This window comes from Pontimicrobium aquaticum, assembly GCF_005047595.1.
Taxonomy (GTDB): domain Bacteria; phylum Bacteroidota; class Bacteroidia; order Flavobacteriales; family Flavobacteriaceae; genus Pontimicrobium; species Pontimicrobium aquaticum.
Window position 1 is genome coordinate 39,534 of record NZ_SUPL01000003.1, and the last position, 22,135, is coordinate 61,668.

The following is a 22,135-nucleotide window of genomic DNA, read 5'->3' on the forward strand; positions in this document are numbered from 1 at the left end:
TGGTTTTATTAGTACAGTACTGTTTAAATTTTTTTATTTTTCAGTTATACCATTTAAAAATATTTCTGTGGTTAATTCATAAATATTTTGGCTGTGAATTCCTAAAAATTCTTGATATTGACTTTTTAATGGTAACTCCATTAAATTCATATATATAGTTAGAATAACATTAATATCAATATCATTACGAAGCATTCCTTCATTAATTCCTATCTCAAACAATTTTCTATAATAATTATTAATTCTATCAATTCTTGTTTGTTGATAATAGTCCCAGATATGTGGTGTGTTAAGTTCTAAGTCTTTTAAAAATGCTTCGCTAACACTAGTAAGAAGGTTTTTAGTAAATTTAGAGACCTCAATTAACTTGCCTTTAAAACTTAGTTTGTCATCACCAACAATTTCTTGCAGAGCTGAATTGATTTCAATATTTAACTGATCTATAACTGCTTTTACTAGTTCGTCTTTAGAAGAAAAATGATTATACAAGCTACTTTTACTAGTTCTAAGCTCCTTAACAAGACTATCCATAGAAACTTTATAAAAACCGTATTTTAAAAATTTTTGCTTTGCAATCTTTAATATTCTAGTCCTAACATTCATAAAATATAGTGTACTATATTAGTTCATTTAGTACAAATATATATAAAAAGTGTTTAATTTCAAAATTTTATATAAAACAACCTTAAATCATATTTAAATTTACAAACTCACTATTGCAGAAACAATTTAGGCAGACACTATTCAAAACGTGAAGCCACATGACAAAACAGAATTAAAAAAAATATTAAATTTTATGAGTAGAATATTAAGTCACGTTAACAACTCTTTAAGAATTATTCTAACTAAATTTCCTATTTTCGGTTTTTAAATTTACCTTCTTTTGAGAAAAAAAACCAAAGCACTTGCAAAACAATCACGTTGGTATAGGCGTTTACATAAAACAGTTGCTATTCCACTGGTGGTTTTTTTATTTTTGGTTGGTATTACTGGTTTGCTTTTAACATGGAAAGACGAATTAAAATTAAAACCTCCGTCTCAAAAAATTATACAGCAACAACAGCTTATTGGTTTAAAATCCATAGAAAACATTGCGCTACAATATTCCGATTCTTTAAACTTAGACAACACCATAAACCGTATAGATTACAGGCCATCTAAAGGCATTGCTAAAGTGCGCTTTGAATACCATTTTACCGAACTGCAAATAAACTGTTACACAGGAGATATTATCTCTGTAAAGCAACGCACTGCCGATATTATTGAAATGATCCACGATGGGAGCATTATTGATTTCCTGTTTAAATCAGACTCACATTACACCAAGCTACTCTACTCTACCCTTACATCTTTGGGTTTAATACTTCTGTCCATCAGTGGTTTTATGATGTGGTTGAGACCAAAGCAAATTAAAGCGTTAAAACAAAAAAAGCATTAACATCTCATTAAGAAAAAACATTACATATTTCCTTACCTTTAAAGCTTACAATTCTAACCAATAATTAAAAATGAAAAAACTCTTTTCAATGGTAATGCTGTTATGCGTTACCCTACTTTCCGCACAGGAATTTTCAATGGACTTAGTAAAAAACATGACACCTCGTAACATTGGTCCTGGAGGTATGTCTGGTCGTGTTACAGCTATTGATGTTGTGACTAGCAATCCAGATATTATGTACGTTGGTACTGCTTCTGGTGGTTTATGGAAATCTACTTCTGGAGGTATTAAATGGGATCCTGTTTTTGATAATGAGGTAACTGCATCAATTGGCGCAGTAGCTATCCAACAATCAAACCCAAGTGTGATTTGGGTTGGAACTGGCGAAGGTAATCCGCGTAATAGTTTAAATGGTGGTTACGGTATATACAAATCGCTCGATGGTGGTAAAAGCTGGCAAGCTATGGGATTACAAAAAACACGCCATATTCATCGTGTTATCATAGATCCAACAAACCCTGATGTAGTATATGTTGGTGCTATTGGGTCACCTTGGGGAGAACACCCAGAACGTGGTGTTTATAAAACAACTGATGGTGGTAAAACATGGAACAAAATTCTTTTTGCTAATAATAAAACAGGAGCAGCCGATTTGGTTATGGATCCAACAAATCCAAATAAACTAATTGCTGCCATGTGGGAACATAAAAGAGATCCTTGGTTTTTTAATTCAGGTGGTGAAGGCTCTGGTTTACACATCACACATGATGGTGGAGAAACATGGAAAAAACTTACCTCAGAAGATGGTTTACCAAAAGGCAATTTAGGCAGAATTGGTATTGCTATTGCTACTAATAAACCAAACATAATATATGCTTTAATTGAAGCAAAAAAGAATGCATTATATAAAAGTGAAGATGGTGGTTTTACCTGGAAAAAGGTAAACGACAACATTAGACAAATTGGTGGAAGACCTTTTTATTATTCAGATATTCATGTTGATCCAGAAAATGAAAATCGATTATACTCAGTCTTTACATATGTAAATGTAAGTGAAGATGGAGGTAAGAGTTTTTCTTCATTAATGCCAGCTTATGGTGTTAGCAATGGTGTACACCCAGACCATCATGCTTGGTGGATTCATCCTACCGATGGTAGTTTTATGATGGATGGAAACGATGGTGGATTTAATATTACTAGAGATGGTGGAAAATCGTGGCGTTTTATAGGTAATATTCCTGTGGCTCAGTTTTACCATATAAATGTCGATAACGAATATCCTTATAATGTATATGGAGGCATGCAAGACAATGGTTCATGGAGAGGTCCTGCATATGTATGGAAAGACCAAGGTATTAGAAATTCATATTGGCAAGAAATATCGTTTGGAGATGGTTTTGATGTCGTTCCTGACAAAGATGACTCTCGTTACGGATTTACTATGAGTCAGCAAGGATCTGTTAGTCGATACGACTGGCAAACTGGCAACAATTATAGCATTAGGCCAACACATCCTAATCCTGATGTTAAGCTAAGATTTAACTGGAATTCTGCCATAAACATGGATCCTTTTAATAATAGTACAATCTATTTTGGAAGCCAGTTTGTACATAAATCAACCGACAAGGGATTAACATGGACTGTTATTTCACCTGACTTAACAACCAACGATCCAGAAAAACAAAAACAACACGAAAGTGGTGGTTTATCAATGGATGCCACTGGAGCCGAAAATCATACAACCATTCTTGTTATCGAACCTTCTCCTGTAGAAAAAGATATGCTTTGGGTTGGTACCGATGATGGTCGTGTGCATTTTACTCAAAATGGTGGTAAAACTTGGACAGATGTATCTAAAAACATAAAAGATTTACCAACTGGAAGTTGGATTCCGCAGATAAAAGCATCTAATAAAAACAAAGGAGAAGCACTTCTTGTTGCTAATGATTATAGACGCTTTAATTATACACCTTATGTTTATAGAACTAAGGATTACGGAAAAACCTGGACTAGAATTGTAGATGGTAATGATGTTGAAAGTTATGCCTTAGCTATTTTAGAAGATATAGAAGAACCAAACCTAATGTTTTTAGGAACCGATGATGGTTTATATGTATCTATTGATGCTGGAAACAAATGGACAAAATGGACTAATGGTTTCCCAACCACATCGGTAAAAGACCTTGTAATTCATCCTCGCGAACACGATTTAGTTATTGGTACTTTTGGTAGAGCTGCTTGGGTTTTAGACGATATTCGTCCGTTGCGTGAAATTGCCAAAAACAAAACAGTTTTAAACAATAAACTAACCTTGTTTAATCCTCCAACAGCTTATCAAGCTGCATACCAACAACCAACTGGTAGTCGTTTTGGTGCCGATGCCATGTACAATGGCGATAATAGACCTAGAGGAGCCATTATGTCTTACTTTTTAAAGGTTGAAGACAAGAAAGAAGAAATACCAAAGGCAGAGACTTCCAAGAAAAAGAAGAAAAGTAAAAAAGCAAAAACCGAGGAAGTTAAAGAAACACCTGAAGAGAAAGCTGAAAGCAAAGTAAAATGGGATTCTATTACCATGAACATTTACGATGGCAATCGCTTAATTAGAACCTTAAAACGTAAAGCACCAAAAGAAACTGGTGTACATAAATGGGTATGGTATATGAACGAAAAAGGAGGTGATAGACCTTCTAGAAGTATTCGTCCGCGTCGTGGCGAGCCTAGTGGTGTACGTGTAAAACCAGGAACTTACAAAGTAGTAATGAGTTTTGGAGATCAAACTTCTGAAACCAATATTACCGTGAAGTCCGATCCTAGACTGAATATTGATTTAAATTCTATTAATGAGGTTTATAATACTTCAAAAGAAGTAGAAAAAATAACACAAGTAGCAGCCGATGCAGTGAAGCAATTAGTAGAAAGTAAAAACATTGCAACGGAGTATAGTAAAATGTTGACAAAACTTGACAAAGAAGCTCATAAAGATAATATTAAGGCTTCAAAAGATATTATTAAAAGTATTGACGATGTACTAGAAATATACCTTGGAAAAGTTGATGAAAGACAAGGTATTACCAGCGACCCTAATGTAAATGTAATGCAACGTATTTATAGTGCTTCATCTTATATAAGATCAAGACAAAGTGGTATTACTTCAACCGAGCGCACCTTAATGAAAAATGCTAAAGATGCTTTAGATGACGCTTTAGAGAAAACAAATACCTTCTTTAACGATGAATGGAAACCATTTAAAGCTTCAATGGAAAATCTTAATCTATCGCCATTTAAAGAAGTAAAATCTTTTAAACTCTATTAATTAAATCATCCATAACAAAAAACGCTCCGGAAATTCCGGAGCGTTTTTTGTTATTTATATAATTACTATTACTGTATTATTCTATTCGTTTTAGACCATCTAAATCTTCAATTTTTATATGCTTACCTACAGTAGAGATAAGACCTTCCTTTTTAAATTGAGATAATACTCTAATAGCCGATTCGGTTGCTGTACCTACTATACTCGCAAAATCTTCTCGAGACAACAACACACTTAACGTACCATCTGGGTTAGTGCCAAAGTTATTATTAATATTTATTAAAGCTTCAGCCAAACGTTGTCTAACTGATTTTTGAGCCATGTTTACAATAACATCATCGGCTTCTTTTAAATCATCAGCCATTTCTTTAAGGACATCCATTGTAAAATTATTATTCTTTTGAAGGTCGTTCATGATTTCAGCTTTTGGAATAAAACATAATTCCATATCATTTAAAGCTGTAGCTCTTAAATTTGTGCGTTCATCACTAATTAAAGATCGTTGTCCAAGAATTTGACCTTTTTCTAACAACTTAACAACCTGATCTTTACCATTAGCACTTAGCTTTGTGAGCTTACATATACCATCTCTTATACAAAACACACCGTTAAGTGATTCTCCTTCTTCAAAAATCACCTCACCTTTTTTAACTATTTTGGAAGTTTTACAAGCTGAAATTCTTACTAATTCATCTTTTGTTAACGACTTAAGAGAATTAAATTGCCTTATAATACATTGTTCACATTTACTCATACCTAAAATCGAAGTTATGCAAAAATAATTAAAACATGACAATTATCATATTTAATTTTTTTTTACCTTTCTACTTTCGCATCAGGTATTTTTGAGCAAATTTATGAAATGAGTCAACTACAAATTTTGATTTCATCACTGCATTCCATTAACGAATTGCATCTGTCTGATTACAAACAAATAAAATCCATCAGATGAAACATAAAACATGTTTCCACTGTGGTTTAGATGCCTCTAAATCAGGTATTACATTCGATGACAAGCCGTTTTGTTGCAATGGCTGCAAAACCGTTTATGAAATTTTCTCTATAAACGATTTAAGTTGTTATTACGATTTACAAGCTGCACCAGGAGCCACTCCTAAAGAAATAGAAGGCAAATACGATTTTCTTAATAACGATGCCATTGCAGAAAAGCTTTTTGAGTTTAAAGATGGAGATGTTCGTATAATTACGCTTTACATTCCTCATATTCATTGCAGTTCATGCATTTGGATACTTGAAAACTTAAACAAACTATTGCCTAACGTTAGCAGCTCTTTAGTAAACTTTGGCGAAAAAACAGTTCGTATTACATACAATGGTAATAAATTATCTCTTAAAAGTTTGGTAGATCTTTTATGCAGAATTGGTTACGAACCATACATAAGTTTAGAAAATTACGAATCTGGCAAAAAAAAAATAGATCGCTCTATAATCTACAAACTTGGTTTGGCTGGTTTTGCTTTTGGCTATGTTATGTTTTTATCATTTCCAGAGTATTTACAAGTTGAAGGTATTTGGTTAGAAAAATATAAGCATGTGTTTAGATGGTTAATGTTTACGTTTTCTGTTCCAGTGGTGTTTTATGCAGCTCAAGATTATTTTATTTCAGCCTATAAAGGGCTTCGATCCAAATTATTAAATATTGATGTACCCATTGCCCTAGGTATTTCTGTTTTATTTATAAGAAGTACCGCTGAAATAACACTAGATATTGGCACTGGCTTTTTTGATAGTTTAACTGGATTAGTATTTTTCTTATTACTCGGAAAATATTTTCAGCAAAAAACATATGCATTTCTATCTTTTGAAAGAGATTATAAATCCTATTTTCCAATTGGTATTACTAAAATTTCTACCAATGGTGAAGAATCATCTATTCAGGTTTATGATATTGAAAAAGGCGATCGTTTGCTTATTAGAAACGAAGAACTCATCCCTGTAGATTGTATTTTAATGACAGGTCGCGCAAGAATTGATTATAGTTTTGTAACTGGTGAATCTGAAACAGTATCAAAAAAATCAGGCGATAAGCTTTTTGCTGGTGGAAAACAATTGAATGGTGTTATAGAAGTAGAGGTTTTAAAATCGGTTGAACAAAGTTATTTAACACAACTTTGGAGTAATGATGTTTTTAAAATTAATAAAGAAAATGCTTTTACGACGTTAACCAATAAAATAAGTAAACATTTTACCATAGCTGTACTTTTAATTGCCGCAATGGCAACATCCTTTTGGCTTGTATATGATGCTTCCAAAGCATTAAATGTATTTACCGCTGTGTTAATTATTGCTTGCCCTTGTGCCATAGCATTATCTGCACCGTTTACATTAGGTAATTTATTACGTATTCTAGGAAAGAAAAAGTTCTACTTAAAGAATGCCAGTGTTATTGAGCAATTAGCAAAAATAAACACTATTATTTTTGATAAAACTGGTACCATTACAGCAAATAAAAGTTCTAAAATAACTTACGAAGGAGAACGCTTATCTAAAGAAGAAGAAGAATTATTAAAAAATACGCTTAGAGGCTCCAACCATCCGCTTAGTAGAGCATTATACAGCATGCTAGATGAACATAAAATTGTAACCTTAAATGACTATAAAGAACATTTAGGAAAGGGCATAGAAGCAACATTCAACACTCATAAAATAAAAGTAGGCTCTGCCACTTTTGTTGGACACGATACTCTTCAAGCTTCAACAAATACAGCTGTTCATATAAGCACCAATAATAATTACAAAGGAAAGTTTACGTTTTATAATGACTATCGCAAAGGACTTTCTAAACTATTTAAGACGCTTAAACAAGATTATGATTTAGCTATTATTTCAGGCGACAATGATGGTGAAAAAGATAATTTAACTAAATTACTTCCTACAAAAACGAAGCTATTATTTAACCAAAAACCAGATGATAAGCTAGAATATATTAAATACCATCAAAGTGAAGGTGCAAAAGTATTAATGGTTGGTGATGGTTTAAACGATGCTGGTGCCTTAGCACAAAGTGATGTTGGGATTGCTATTTCTGAAAATGTAAATGTGTTTTCACCAGCATGCGACGCCATATTAGATGCTTCAAAATTTAATCATTTATACAATTACATAAAAGCATCTAAATCAGCTATAAAAATTATCAAATGGAGTTTTGTACTTTCATTTTTTTATAACATAATAGGATTGTATTTTGCAGTAACAGGTCAATTAGCACCAGTAATTGCGGCAATTTTAATGCCTTTAAGCTCTATTAGTATTGTTGTTTTTACAACTATTGCTACTAACCTCTTAGGTAGAAAATTAACTTAAAAACAATGAACAATAAACACGTTAAATATGATAAAAATCATATTTTAGTTAAGTATATGAAATTACTTTTGAAACTTAATCTCAAGGCATGAGTGTCATTTATGTTTTATTAGCTATAAGTATTGCTGTAGCACTGGTTTTTTTTATTGCTTTTATTATCGCGGTAAAAAAAGGTCAGTACGACGATTCTTATACTCATTCAGTGCGAATGTTGTTTGAAGACGAAATTATTAAAGAAAAATCCAAAAAATAATACTAACCAATTAGAATAACACAATTTAATTATGGAAATGCAACAGTTTCATTACGATAATAAAATCGTTACCAAATTCCTTTATGCTACAATAATATTTGGAGTTGTTGGAATGCTTGTAGGTCTCATCGTAGCCTTCTTGTTTTTATTCCCTAACATGACAAGCGGTGTATCATGGCTAAGTTTTGGTCGTTTACGTCCTTTACATACAAATGCGGTGATTTTTGCCTTTGTAGGTAATGCTATGTTTGCTGGTATTTACTATTCGCTTCAGCGTTTATTAAAAACACGTATGGCAAGCGACCTTTTAAGTAATATTAACTTCTGGGGTTGGCAATTAATAATTGTTGCTGCAGCAATTACTTTACCACTAGGGCTTACAACTTCTAAAGAATACGCCGAATTAGAATGGCCAATAGATATTGCTATTGCATTAGTATGGGTTGTTTTTGGTATAAACATGATTTGGACCATTTTAAAAAGAAGACAACGTCATTTATATGTTGCTATTTGGTTTTACCTAGCAACGTTTGTAACTGTTGCTGTATTACATATTTTTAATAGTTTAGAATTACCAGTTTCTGCAATGAAAAGTTACTCGGTATATGCAGGTGTACAAGATGCACTAGTACAATGGTGGTATGGTCATAATGCAGTGGCGTTTTTCTTAACAACACCTTTCTTAGGGTTAATGTATTATTTTGTACCAAAAGCAGCAAATAGACCTGTGTATTCTTATAGACTATCTATTGTACACTTCTGGTCATTAATATTCTTATACATTTGGGCAGGACCTCACCATTTATTATATACAGCCTTACCTGATTGGGCACAAAATTTAGGTGTTGTGTTTTCAGTAATGCTTTTAATGCCTTCTTGGGGTGGTATGATTAATGGCTTATTAACACTAAGAGGTGCTTGGGATAAAGTAAGAACAGATCCTGTTTTAAAATTCATGGTAGTAGCTATTACTGGTTATGGTATGGCTACTTTTGAAGGCCCAACATTATCACTTAAAAATGTTAATGCCATTGCGCACTATACCGATTGGATTATTGCTCACGTTCATGTTGGTGCATTAGCTTGGAATGGCTTTATGGCTTTTGGTATCATATACTATTTAATACCAAGATTATTTAAAACAAGATTATTCTCTACTGGGTTAGCCAACTTACACTTCTGGCTTGGTACATTAGGTATCATTATTTATGCATTACCAATGTATGTAGCAGGGTTTACACAAGCAAGTATGTGGAAGCAGTTTAATCCTGATGGAACCTTAGTATATGGTAACTTTTTAGAAACTGTAACCGAAATTATGCCAATGTATTGGATGAGAGCTATAGGTGGTACGTTATACTTAGTTGGTACTTTAATTTTAGTGTATAACATTATAGTAACTGTTAGAAGATCTGGAAGTAAAGTAGAAGACGAATTAGCTGAAGCTCCTGCATTAACTAGAGTATCTAAAAAGCGTACTGCTGGCGAAGGATGGCATACTTGGTTAGAAAGAAAGCCTGTGCAACTAACAGTATTAGCAACCATTACCATTTTAATTGGTGGTATTGTGCAAATTATACCAACAATTATGGTGAAATCTAATATTCCAACCATAAGTAGTGTGCAACCATATACGCCTCTTGAACTAGAAGGTAGAGACATTTATATACGAGAAGGCTGTAACACCTGTCACTCGCAAATGATTCGTCCTTTTAGAAGTGAAGTGGAGCGCTATGGCGAATACTCTAAAGCTGGTGAATATGTATATGACCACCCATTCCTTTGGGGAAGTAAGCGTACTGGACCAGATTTACATAGAATAGGTGGAAAATATAACGACAGTTGGCACTTTAACCATATGTATGATCCACAAAGCACCTCATCTGGTTCCATCATGCCACGCTACCAATGGATAATTAAAAATGAGCTTGATAAATCTAAAACTGAAAAGAAAATGGAAGTTATGGTAACACTTGGTGTACCATACACAGAAGAGGACATTGCAAATGCTCAAGAAAATATGTTAGCTCAAGGAACTCAAATTGAAGAAAACCTTAAAACAGATCCTGATTTTGCGACAAATTACGAAAACGACAAAGCAAATGCAGGTGGAGATTTTATTGAAATGCGAAATAGAGAGATAGTTGCTTTAATTGCTTACTTACAGCGATTAGGTACAGATATTAAAGTAGAAACAGCTCAGCAATAATTAAAATTTAGAATCATGTTAAAATATATAAAAGACCATATGGAGAGTATTACTGGGATAGAAATTTATCCCATAATCTCACTACTCATATTTTTTATCTTTTTTGTGGCTCTTTTTTGGTGGGTTATTTCTGCAAAAAAAGACTATATAAAAACCGTAAGTAACATTCCATTAGACAACCAAAACAATAACATATTATGAGACATCTAATTCCATCATACATAAGGGTTCCAGTAATATTTTTTATAATATTTGGAATCGTAGAATACATGATAGATTCTGGCGAAAAACCAGCATTTATAGAGTACCCAGCTGTTTTGCTGTTCTTGTTCTTAGTCCTATTAATTCTAATTGCAATTGAAGCTATTATTGGAGCATTAGAAAATGTAATGCTTCATAAAATGGATGCAGAAGCAAAAGCGCGCTTTTTAGAAGAAAAGAACAGTGCATTTGAATTTAAATGGATTAAAAACATTTATAAGAAGCTTGCTGGCGGAAAACCAATTGAAGAAGAAGGGGAAATTATTCTAGACCATAATTACGACGGTATTAAAGAGTTAGACAACTCATTACCACCATGGTGGGTTTATTCGTTTTATATCTCTATAGTTTTTGCTGCTATATACTTAGTTAGATACCACATTTTTGATGGTCCTACACAATTACAAGAGTTTGAAACTGAAATGGCTGAAGCAAAACTAGCCATTGAAGAATACAAAAAAACTGCCAAAAATTTAGTAGATATAAATACCGTAGTTATGTTAACAGATGATGCCGATTTAAGTGCTGGTAAGGCTATTTGGAATACCAATTGTGTGGCTTGCCATTTAGCAGATGGTGGTGGTAGTATTGGACCAAACATGACAGATGAATATTGGATTCTTGGTGGTGGCATAAAAAATGTATTTCAAACTATATCTGAAGGAGGTAGAGATGGTAAAGGTATGATTGCTTGGAAGCAACAATTAAAACCTTTAGAAATGGCACAAGTAGCAAGTTATGTATTAACACTACAAGGGACAACACCAGCAAATCCAAAAGCAGCAGAAGGTGAAATATGGGTTGATGATAGTGCTCCAGCTGAAGAAGCAAATACTGATGAAGGTACTCAAGAAGAAGTCACTACTGAAACCAACACTGAAGAAAATAATAATTAAATAAAATTTACATTGGAAGCACCCAAAAACGAAAACTTTCGAGATTCTATAGGAACCATAACAAAAGATGGTAAACGTGCTTGGGTGTTCCCGAAAAAACCTAGCGGTAAGTTCTATAACTATCGTAAATATGTTAGTTATTTTCTACTTCTATTTTTGTTTTCCGCTCCATTTATAAAAGTAAATGGCAACCAATTTTTAATGTTCAATATATTAGAACGTCGATTTAATATTTTTGGTTTTCCATTTTGGCCTCAAGACTTTCACTTATTTGTAATCTCAATGATTATTGGTGTCGTTTTTATTACACTATTTACAGTGGTTTTTGGACGAATATTTTGTGGATGGATTTGTCCTCAAACCATCTTTATGGAAATGGTTTTTAGACGTATTGAATATTGGATTGAAGGTGATAGAGGAAAACAAATACGTTTAAAAAAACAACCTTGGACTAAAGAAAAAATAAAAAAAAGAGGATTAAAACTTATAGTTTTTGCTATTATTTCCTTTTTAATCGCTAATGTTTTCTTAGCATATTTAATTGGTAGTGATAGGCTAATACAATACATTGTAGATGGACCAGCTGCTCATTTAAACACACTCATATCTTTAGCCATTTTTACTGGTATATTCTATTTTGTGTTTGCTTGGTTTAGAGAGCAAGTTTGTGTAATAGCTTGTCCTTATGGGAGACTTCAAGGTGTGCTTCTAGACACAAAATCTATTGTTGTTGCTTACGACCATAAAAGAGGCGAAGGTGAAAATGGCAGAAAAAAGTTTAGAAAAAACGAAGATAGAGCAGCTCTTGGCCATGGTGACTGTATTGATTGTATGCAATGTGTGCATGTGTGCCCAACAGGAATCGATATTAGAAATGGCACACAACTAGAATGTGTAAACTGTACTGCATGTATAGATGAATGCGACCATATCATGGAAAGCATCAATCTTCCTAAAGGATTAATACGTTATGCTAGCGAAGAAAACATTGTAAATAAAGCTAAATTCAAACTAACACCTCGTATAAAAGGCTACATTGCTGTTTTAATAATTTTAATAGGTGTACTTATTGGTATGCTATTTTTAAGAAATGATGTAGAAGCAAGAGTATTAAGGCTTCCAGGACAATTATACGAACGTAAAGATAACAACATGATAAGTAATGTCTTTACATATAAACTGGTAAATAAAACAACTAAAACTATAGAAGATGTAAGCTTAAAACTAATGTCTCATGATGGTGAAATTAAGCTAGTATCAACAAGTGGTACGTTTGTTGTCCCTTCGCAAGGAATGACCGAAGGCACATTATTTATAGAAATAGATAACTCTAAGTTATCAGGCGATAGAAACACAATTAAAATAGGTGTTTATTCTAATGAAAAGTTAATTGAAACAACCACTGCTAACTTTTTAGGACCAAGGAGTTATAATTAAAAATACTAAGAAATGAAATTAAATTGGGGAACAGGAATTGTAATAGCATTTATAACGTTTATAACATTTATTCTATACTTTGTAGTTAACATGACTACAAATAAAAAGTACAACCATGATTTAGTAACTGAGGAATATTACAAAGCCGAATTAGAATACCAACAAGATATCGATAAACAAAACAATTCTAAATCCTTATCTAAAAACATTACTTATAAAAAAACAAATGAAGGGTTGGTTGTTTATTTTCCAGAAGACTTACAACCAGAAAAAATTACAGGAAAATTGTTCCTATATAGACCATCTAACAAACAACTAGATTTTGAAACTACACTTTCATTATCTAAATCACATTTGCTCATACCTGACAATCGTTTGGTAGATGGTCGTTGGGACATAAAAATTGATTGGCAATATAATGGAACATCTTATCTCTTTAAAGACAACTTAACTTACTAACATGTTACTATCAGCTTTAGCATTGGGTTTATTAGGAAGTTTTCACTGCGTAGGCATGTGTGGACCAATAGCCTTTATGCTTCCTGTAGATAGAACAAATTCTTTAAAAAAAGTTACGCAAATAAGCATATATCATTTTGGCAGACTTCTCTCCTACAGCATTATAGGTTTAATTTTTGGACTTGTTGGAAAAGGGCTTTACATTTTTGGCTTGCAACAACAATTATCAATCATTATTGGTGCTTTAATGATTTTAGTCGTTTTAATTCCGTACCAAACTTTTAATAAATACAACTTTTCTAAACCAATTTTTAAGCTTATCACGAAGGTAAAAAGTGCTTTAGGCAAAGAACTACAAAAAAAAACACCAGACACATTCCTAACCATTGGTTTTTTAAATGGATTTTTACCTTGCGGATTAGTTTACATGGCTGTTTTTGCGGCAATTGCTTCAGGAAATGCTCTTCAAGGAAGTTTATACATGCTTTTTTTTGGATTAGGAACCATTCCTTTAATGACGACAGCCATTTATTTTAGTCAGTTTTTAAAAGGCAATATTAGACAACGCATTCAACAAACAATCCCTGTTTTTATAGTCATTATAGGTGTTCTTTTTATTCTTAGAGGCTTAGGCTTAGGCATACCTTACATCTCTCCTGCTCCAATACATGATATGATTAACACTGTCATGCAATGCAAAATGTAATATTTGCATTTCTTCTATACTATAGTCAAAACATTAGTTACTAGACAAGTAAAAGTCATAAAAAATTTTTACACAATATCCATAGTGTAATGTTAATTATAATAAACTATTTTTTTATATATTTCACTCCATATATAATTATTTATAATATATGACAAAAAACTCCATAAGCATTCCTGAAATAGATTCAAAAAACATACTCAATTCATTAACAACATCTATAAGAGTTATTGACTTCAATTATAAATTACTTGCATATAATGAATGCTATAAAAATAATATTTTAAAATATTTTGGAATTACTATAAACGTTGGGGTTTCTATAAAAGATATTAATCCTGTTGCTTTTGAAAATACTTGGAAAAAAAACTACGACAAATCATTACAAGGTGAATCCATAGTTTTTAATTATTCACCAAAAGCTAACGTGGTTTATGAAATAAAATTACAGCCTTATATTACAGATAATAAAATTATAGGTGTGCTAGCAACAGGTAATAATATTTCTATGCACAAGCATAGAATACATAAATTAAAAACAACAAAACATATTTTAAAGGAAACTCACAAAGTAGCTAATATTGGTTCTTTCGTGCTAAATTTAAAAACTTTAAATTGGACAAGTTCTAAGAAATTAAATGCCATTTTAGGAATAGATAAATCTTATAAAAAAACATATCAAGGATGGTGTAATTTAATACACCCTGAAGATTTAGATATGATGGAAAATGATTTTAGAGTTTTTCAACAAACAAAAAAAAAATTAGCCAAAAAAACATATCGAGTAATACACCAAAAAAATGGAAAACCATTATGGATACTTCAAAAAGGGGCTCTTGTTTTTAATAAAAAAGGCGAACCTATCGAACTAATTGGTGCCATACAAGACATTACAATACAAAAAGAAATTCAAAAGGATTTAAAAAAAGCCAAAAGCTTTTTATTGCGTTCACAAAAAGTTGCTGAATTGGGAACTTACACCATTACTTTCCCTATGAAAACCTGGGAAAGCTCTGAAGTTTTAGATACTATTTTTGGAATAAAAAAGTCATATCAAAGAGATTATGAAGGGTGGAAAAACCTATTACACCCCGACGACAAAGAAAAGGCTTTAACTTCTTTCTTAAATAGTTTAACTTCTGTTAAAACAACAACAACAACAACAACAACAACAACAACAACAACAACAAAAGAGTTTCGAATAGTAAAACATGATACTAAAGAGGTTATATGGGTAAGAGATATAGGCGTGTTTGATTTTGACAAGGATGGGAATTTACAAAAAATGCTGGGTACTATACAAAATATAACTAAAGATAAAATAGCACAAAATAAGTTACAAAAAGCAAATAAACTTCTTAAAGAAACTAGTGAAATTGCAAAATTAGGCGGCTGGGAAATAGACCTAAATACAATGCAAACTAACTTTACTGATGAAACCTTTAAAATATATGAGTTACCCCCAGAAGAAAGTCCAAGTATAGAAGAAGGCCTTTCGTTTTATAGCCCAGAAAGTCAACCCATAATTAAAAAGGCAGTAAAAGATGCCATAGAAAAAAACATTCCTTATAAGCTTGAACTCCCTTTTATTACAGCAAAAAAAAGGAATAAATGGGTATGCGCACAAGGACAAACACTTATAAAAAATGGAAAAACCATTAAATTGTTTGGCACTCTTCAAGATATTACAGACCGTATAAAAACTGAACAACAAGTTGAAGCAACTAAAATTATACTTGATAATACGTCAGATTTAGCTTTTATGATAGATATTAACGGAAACATTACTTACGCTAACAAACCATTTGAAAAATTATCTGGTTACAAATTTCAAGAATTTACAAATAAACCTTTTACATCTCTTTTCAGTAAAGAAAACTTAAAAAAAGTATTAGATGCATATACTAAAACATTAAACGGTGAAAGCACATTAATTGAAGTTTCTTTAAAAAAAACAAAACAAATCTTTGAGTTTAAAAACATGCCATTAAAAAATGAGATTGGCAATATTATTGGGGTAGTAGGTGTTGCTAGAGATATTACTGACCGAAAGGAAAATGAAGAAAAACTCGAAAAACACCGACTCCATTTAGAAATTGAAAATGTTAATCTAAAAGAAGAAATATCTTTATCATATAAATATGAAGATATGATATATGCTAGTGAAGAAATGAGTAATGTATTAACCTATGTTGAACAAGTTGCTAATACAAATGCTACTGTTTTAGTTCATGGAGAAACTGGCACAGGAAAAGAATTAATAGCTAAAGCTATTCATAACACAAGCTATAGAAGCAAAAAACCTCTCATTAAAATAAATTGCGCTGCCATACCTACAGAACTTATTGAAAGCGAACTATTTGGACATAAAAAAGGTGCTTTTACTGGGGCAACATACGATAGAATAGGTAAATTTCAGCTAGCAGATCAAGGCACATTATTTTTAGATGAAATAGGAGAAATGCCTATAGAATTGCAACCAAAACTGCTTAGAGCAATCCAAGAAGGAGAAATTGAACCTATAGGTAGCACAAAAGTTAAAAAATTAAATGTAAGAATTATTGCAGCCACAAATAGAGACTTAAAAAAAGAAATAAAAGAAAAACGTTTTAGAGAAGATCTTTACTTTAGGTTAAATGTTTTTCCAATTACCGTACCACCACTTAGAAATAGAATAGATGATATCCCTGTATTAACAGACCATTTTATTACAAAATATTGCAAAAGACACTACAAAGAAATTAAACATATAACTAGTAATACACTAGAACAAATGATAAGTTATGATTGGCCAGGTAATATAAGAGAATTACAACACTCTATTGAAAGAGCAGTTATAATGTCTAATAAAAAACTATTATCCTTTAACGAATTCCCAAATAACAACAATATCAAAGCAGATTTAAAACATATTAATTTATCTCTTAATCAAGTACAACGTAATCATATCATAAAAGTTCTTAAAAAAACTAATTGGAAAATTGAAGGCTATGATGGTGCGGCGATATTATTGGACTTAAAACCTAGCACACTACGCGACCGAATGAAAAAATTAGGCATAAAAAGAAATTCAAAATAAACACGGCATTCCGTGAGTAAAAAAAATATATGCATGCGCCACGATTAATCGTGGCTTAAGATTATCAAAAAGAATAAATAAGCAAAATATAAAATACTATAAACAAGGCGGTTATCTTTTTTATAATATAATTTAACTTTAACTTAACATTCTGGCATAAGAATTGCTTAAACCATTATATTGTAGTGTAACCTATTTTTTTAAAAGTCTTTTTACTTTTTAATGTTTATAGAATCTAAAGATGTATGGGGTAAAGATCAGTCCCTTCAATTAATAAAAGCTCTTGACGAGTCCTCCTTAGTGTCTATAGCAGACTCCAAAGGAAATATTATATATGTTAATGATGCATTTTGCAAAGTTTCTGGTTATGAAGATCAAGAGCTTTTAGGCAGAAACCTCAGGATACTAAAATCTAACAAACAATCCGTTAGTCTGTTTAAAGAAGTTTGGGGCAAAATCAACGCCAAAAGAATTTGGAAAGGAGAAATTTGTAATAAACGTAAGGACGGAAGCTTTTATTGGGTAAAAACCACCATTATCCCCTTTTTAGATCCTTATGGAAATATAGAAAAATTTGTTTCTATATGTCATGACATTACCCACGAAAAAGAAAAAGAAATTGAAATTAAAAAATCTGAAGAAAAGTTTAGGCTAATCTTTAACTCGGCTCCTGATGCTTTTTTTATTTGCGACACCAATGGCAACATTAAGCTTTGCAACAAAGCATCTGAAACATTGTCTGGCTACAATAAAGCAGAGTTAATCAATAAGAATATAGCTAATTCAATAATGTTATCCAAAACTGATAAAATAAAAATATTAAACACCTTAAAAACACCTATAGATGAAAAATCTAAAATTGAATTTGAAATCATTACAAAACAAGGCAAAAAAGTTGACGTCGCATTATCTTCGCATCATGTAAAGTTATTAGACGAATCTTTGGTTTTAAACATTGTTCACAACTTAACTACTCGAAATAAACATTTAAAGCAAATTAAACAAAGAACATTGGAGTTAGAAGCTTTTTTACATAGAACTAGCCATGATTTAAAAGCCCCTCTTACAACACTTGAAGGTCTTATAAATTTAATGGAAATGGAGTCTATAAATGACCAAACTAAAGAGTATTTAAAAATGTTTAAGTCTGTTTTAAAAAACAAAGAAGCACTAATGAACAATCTCTCTAATGCTTCATTAATGCTAAATAAAACAACAAAACTAGAAACCATATGTTTTACTAAACTTCTAGATAACGTTCTTTTAAATTTAAAACAAATTGAGAATTACAATACCGTAAACTTTAACATTAACACTCCTAAAGAATTAAAATTCACCTCAAGCCCTCAAATGCTAACTAGTATAATACAAAACCTAACTCTAAACGCTATAAAATATCAAAGAAAAGCAACTAAAGACCATACTCCGTTTGTAATAATTAATACCTTAAAGACAAAAAGTCACATTAAAATTACCGTAAAAGACAACGGCATTGGCATAGCTAAACACGAATTAGATAAAGTTTTTGATATTTTTTATAGAGGCACCAATACTTTAGATGGCACAGGTCTAGGTCTTTATATTGCAAAAAATGCTGTAGATCAATTAAATGGCTCTATAAGCGTTAAAAGCACATTAAATAAAGGCTCACAGTTTGACATACTAATACCTCATCACTAAAAACAAAGCTTATCAAAAACATTAAACACATTATAATATTAGACGATAATAAAATTGATTGCTTTATCAATAAAAAAATAATATCTGTCATCTTTCCAAATATAAAAACAACAGTTTTTAACCAAGGATTAGATTTAATTAATTTCTTTAAAAAAGATATTACTTATAAAGAAATCCCTATTCCAAACATCATTCTTATAGACATTAACATGCCTTTTATAAATGGCTTTGAATGTATAAATCAATTGTCAGTCCTTAATACTTTTAAAAAAAATACTATTGATGTCTATTTTCTTTCTTCATCACAAAATAAAGAGGATATCTCAAAAGCCCTAAACATAGAATCATGTATTGGCTACATAAACAAACCTCTTACAAAAAATAAATTAGAAGAAATCTTAATTAAAACCCGAAAAGGCAATTAGTACATTTTAAATAAAAAAATCACTATAAATATCTAATTTAAAAATATCACTGTATTTCGTGTTTTTGAATTTTCCATATCTTACACCGACGGTATATCGTGGTCTGAAAATCATCAAAAATATCATCAACTATATAAACACCTGACAGTATGGTGTTTAATATTTTTTTTTATATAAAATATAACTTTGGCACTGGAATTGTTATATGTTTTCTGTCTAAGATTTAATCTTAGAATATTTGTTGGGTTAATATCAATTGACACTGTATTTAAAATCCCTAACAAAGATTAACACAAAAGCGAGTATAAATTTATACTCGCTTTTATTTTTTATATACTTTAAATGATATTAATAAATCATGCAATCATTGTATTGCAGTTCTAATTCTAAATCTTGAATGTCATTACTGGAAGAGATGAATGATTAGCTATATCCTCACCTATGCTTCCTACAAAAAAGTGAGAAATTCCTTTTCTGCCATGAGTAGGTATCGCTATAATATCTGCCCCAACTTTGTTTGCATAATTTATTACGCCTTGCTCAACCGTGTAATCTGCATGATAAGCCACATCATTTAGTCTATCTAAATTACCGTCTGCAGTAATTAAAAATTCTGCAATTTTCTTTTCTATTTCTACCGAACTTTTAAAGTGTTCGTTAGGCAAGTTAACATAAAGCAACTTAAGTTTTGTACCTAGTGACTCAAACATACTTGTGGCATTTAGGTAAGGGCGAACATTTTCTTCTTCAAAATTGGTAGCAAATATGGCTGTACCAAAATTAATGTCCTTAATTTCATTTTTTATGACCAATACCGGAATGTCCGAATTTCTAACAACACGCTCTGTATTAGAACCTACAAAAAATTCTGTAAAACCACCAGTACCATGAGAACCCATAACTATTAAATTAGCATCATGTTCTTTTGCTACATCATTAACCTCACTAAACACTTTGTAATGCTTAACTATAGGTGTAACATTAACATCCTTTAAATAATCTTTATCTAAAAATGTTTTAAATTTTTTCTCAACTAATTTTAAAAAGAAAACTGCTTTTTGTTGCTGCTCCGAGTCACTTTCTGTAAGAACAACTTCAGACATCTCTAACATATGTAATGCTAAAAGTTCTGCATTACTATTCTTGGCTAATTTAGCTGCTGTCTTTAAGGCATATTCTGAGTGTTCAGAAAAATCTATAGGTACAATAATTTTTTTCATAGTCTTGTTTTTAGTGTTTTGTTAAATTGTCATCGAAAAAAGCTGTGTATCAGGTTTTTTTCGCTGTAATAATAAATCAAAAGACATGCAAATGTTTCTAACAAATGGATAACCTTTCTTAGCAATGGCAATGCCTGTTTTATAAACTTCTAATAAGCCATCGCTTTCCATTTCCTTGAGTCTTAATAATACTTCAGGAAGTTCTTTAAAATAAAGATACTCATTTTTCCATGAAGTTTTAAACTGACACATAAGGTTTAATATATGCTTTCTAATAACAAGATCTTCTTCATTTAAAATATGCCCTCTATATACAGGAATAATGTCTTCAGAAATTAAATGATAATACTCTTCAATATTTTTTACATTTTGAGCAAAACCATACCAACTATCACTAATTGATGATACTCCCAAACCAATCATGGCTTGAGTTTTACTAGCTGTATAACCCATAAAATTTCTATGTAGATTACCTTCAACCATCGATTGATAAAGCGTATCTGTGGACAATGCAAAATGATCCATTCCTATTTCATGATAGCCTACTTCACTTAATAAAGCTTTACCAACCTCGTATTGTTCTCTTTTTAAATCAGCACCTGGCAAATCATCATCTTTAAATCCTCGTTGTCCATTACCTTTTATCCAAGGTACATGTGCATAACTATAAAAGGCTAGTCTGTCTGGCAACAATTCTTTAGTCATCAAAATTGTATGTTTTACATGCTCCAAAGTTTGAAATGGTAATCCAAATATTATATCGTGCCCAACTGAGGTATAGCCAATTTCTCTAGCCATTTCTGTAGCGCGCTTTACATTCTCAAAAGGTTGGATTCTACGAATAGCCTTTTGAACAGTGGTATTATAATCTTGCACGCCATAACTTACACGTCTAAACCCAACATCGTAAAGTGCCTGCAAATGTTCCTTTGTTGTATTATTAGGGTGACCTTCAAAGCTAAACTCGTAACCATCTGCAAGAATTCCTTTATTTAAGACACCTTTAATCAACTCTTTAAGGTTTTTCGGACTAAAAAACGTTGGTGTACCACCACCCAAGTGAAGCTCTTTTATTTTGGGTTTACTACCTAATACATCGCAATACAATTGCCATTCTTTTAAAACGGCATTTATATAAGGTGATTCTACTTCATGTCGTTTTGTAATACGCTTATTACAACCACAAAACGTGCAAAGACTCTCACAAAACGGCAAATGAATGTAAAGACTTACACCTTCATCATTATTACTTTCATTAAACGATTTTATTAACGATTCTTTCCAATTTAATAAAGAAAATGTGTTATTATTCCAGTAAGGAACTGTTGGATAACTTGTATATCTTGGTCCAGCAACATTATACTTTTTTACTAATTTACTATGCATACCTAACTTTTACAGAGCAAAAATAAAATAACTGTACTATCGAAAA

The 22,135-nt window shown here is 31.5% G+C and carries 17 protein-coding genes; 13 read left to right on the forward strand and 4 right to left on the reverse strand.

Annotated elements, in window-relative coordinates:
* Nucleotides 1-33: 33 nt before the first annotated feature.
* Nucleotides 34-603, reverse strand: a complete 570-nt coding sequence (locus tag E5167_RS05785; protein ID WP_136842001.1) for a TetR/AcrR family transcriptional regulator — start codon at nt 601-603, stop codon at nt 34-36.
* Nucleotides 604-883: 280 nt separating this feature from the next.
* Here E5167_RS05785 and E5167_RS05790 point away from each other — a divergent pair, with 280 nt between their 5' ends.
* Together E5167_RS05790 and E5167_RS05795 are read left to right on the forward strand one after the other, a co-directional pair.
* Nucleotides 884-1,438, forward strand: coding sequence for a PepSY-associated TM helix domain-containing protein (locus E5167_RS05790; RefSeq protein WP_136842003.1), 555 nt, complete (start codon nt 884-886; stop codon nt 1,436-1,438).
* A 70-nt stretch (nt 1,439-1,508) separates the two neighbouring features.
* On the forward strand, nt 1,509-4,754 hold the full coding sequence (locus tag E5167_RS05795) for a VPS10 domain-containing protein (RefSeq protein WP_136842006.1): 3,246 nt from the start codon (nt 1,509-1,511) through the stop codon (nt 4,752-4,754).
* 76 nt (nt 4,755-4,830) lie between these two features.
* Here the strand turns inward: E5167_RS05795 and E5167_RS05800 are convergent, their stop codons facing one another.
* Nucleotides 4,831-5,508 carry a Crp/Fnr family transcriptional regulator gene (locus E5167_RS05800; protein WP_136842009.1) on the reverse strand — a complete coding sequence of 226 codons (678 nt, stop codon included), beginning with the start codon at nt 5,506-5,508 and terminating at the stop codon, nt 4,831-4,833.
* A 194-nt stretch (nt 5,509-5,702) separates the two neighbouring features.
* Here E5167_RS05800 and E5167_RS05805 point away from each other — a divergent pair, with 194 nt between their 5' ends.
* The 11 genes from E5167_RS05805 (at nt 5,703) to E5167_RS15605 (ending at nt 19,483) form a co-directional block, all read left to right on the forward strand.
* Nucleotides 5,703-8,078, forward strand: coding sequence for a heavy metal translocating P-type ATPase (locus tag E5167_RS05805; RefSeq protein WP_136842011.1), 2,376 nt, complete (start codon nt 5,703-5,705; stop codon nt 8,076-8,078).
* 88 nt (nt 8,079-8,166) lie between these two features.
* Nucleotides 8,167-8,331 carry a cbb3-type cytochrome oxidase assembly protein CcoS gene (gene ccoS, locus E5167_RS05810; RefSeq protein ID WP_136842014.1) on the forward strand — a complete coding sequence of 55 codons (165 nt, stop codon included), beginning with the start codon at nt 8,167-8,169 and terminating at the stop codon, nt 8,329-8,331.
* Nucleotides 8,332-8,362: 31 nt separating this feature from the next.
* Complete coding sequence (gene ccoN, locus E5167_RS05815) at nt 8,363-10,540, forward strand: cytochrome-c oxidase, cbb3-type subunit I (protein ID WP_136842016.1); 2,178 nt, start codon at nt 8,363-8,365, stop codon at nt 10,538-10,540.
* 15 nt (nt 10,541-10,555) lie between these two features.
* Nucleotides 10,556-10,741 carry a CcoQ/FixQ family Cbb3-type cytochrome c oxidase assembly chaperone gene (locus E5167_RS05820; protein ID WP_136842018.1) on the forward strand — a complete coding sequence of 62 codons (186 nt, stop codon included), beginning with the start codon at nt 10,556-10,558 and terminating at the stop codon, nt 10,739-10,741.
* Nucleotides 10,738-11,697 carry a cbb3-type cytochrome c oxidase N-terminal domain-containing protein gene (locus E5167_RS05825; protein ID WP_136842019.1) on the forward strand — a complete coding sequence of 320 codons (960 nt, stop codon included), beginning with the start codon at nt 10,738-10,740 and terminating at the stop codon, nt 11,695-11,697. Before E5167_RS05820 ends, E5167_RS05825 begins: the two co-directional genes overlap by 4 nt.
* Nucleotides 11,698-11,709: 12 nt before the next feature.
* Entirely contained in the window at nt 11,710-13,134 is a 1,425-nt protein-coding gene (ccoG, locus tag E5167_RS05830) for a cytochrome c oxidase accessory protein CcoG (protein ID WP_136842021.1), read from the forward strand.
* A 12-nt stretch (nt 13,135-13,146) separates the two neighbouring features.
* Nucleotides 13,147-13,593 (forward strand): FixH family protein, encoded by a 447-nt coding sequence (locus E5167_RS05835; protein ID WP_136842023.1) that lies wholly within the window; start codon nt 13,147-13,149, stop codon nt 13,591-13,593.
* A gap of 1 nt (nt 13,594) precedes the next feature.
* Nucleotides 13,595-14,299 carry a sulfite exporter TauE/SafE family protein gene (locus E5167_RS05840; RefSeq protein WP_136842025.1) on the forward strand — a complete coding sequence of 235 codons (705 nt, stop codon included), beginning with the start codon at nt 13,595-13,597 and terminating at the stop codon, nt 14,297-14,299.
* Between the two features lie 151 nt (nt 14,300-14,450).
* Complete coding sequence (locus E5167_RS05845; RefSeq protein WP_136842027.1) at nt 14,451-17,378, forward strand: sigma 54-interacting transcriptional regulator; 2,928 nt, start codon at nt 14,451-14,453, stop codon at nt 17,376-17,378.
* Between the two features lie 222 nt (nt 17,379-17,600).
* Nucleotides 17,601-19,058, forward strand: a complete 1,458-nt coding sequence (locus tag E5167_RS05850) for a PAS domain S-box protein (RefSeq protein WP_136842029.1) — start codon at nt 17,601-17,603, stop codon at nt 19,056-19,058.
* Nucleotides 19,059-19,093: 35 nt separating this feature from the next.
* The gene (locus E5167_RS15605; RefSeq protein WP_394347690.1) at nt 19,094-19,483 is read left to right on the forward strand and encodes a response regulator; all 390 of its coding nucleotides are present in this window, start codon (nt 19,094-19,096) and stop codon (nt 19,481-19,483) included.
* A 386-nt stretch (nt 19,484-19,869) separates the two neighbouring features.
* Here E5167_RS15605 and E5167_RS05860 read toward each other — a convergent pair whose 3' ends face one another.
* Both E5167_RS05860 and hemN read right to left on the reverse strand, forming a co-directional pair.
* Nucleotides 19,870-20,703 (reverse strand): universal stress protein, encoded by an 834-nt coding sequence (locus tag E5167_RS05860; RefSeq protein WP_136842032.1) that lies wholly within the window; start codon nt 20,701-20,703, stop codon nt 19,870-19,872.
* A gap of 21 nt (nt 20,704-20,724) precedes the next feature.
* Complete coding sequence (gene hemN / locus E5167_RS05865; protein ID WP_136842035.1) at nt 20,725-22,089, reverse strand: oxygen-independent coproporphyrinogen III oxidase; 1,365 nt, start codon at nt 22,087-22,089, stop codon at nt 20,725-20,727.
* Nucleotides 22,090-22,135 lie beyond the last annotated feature (46 nt).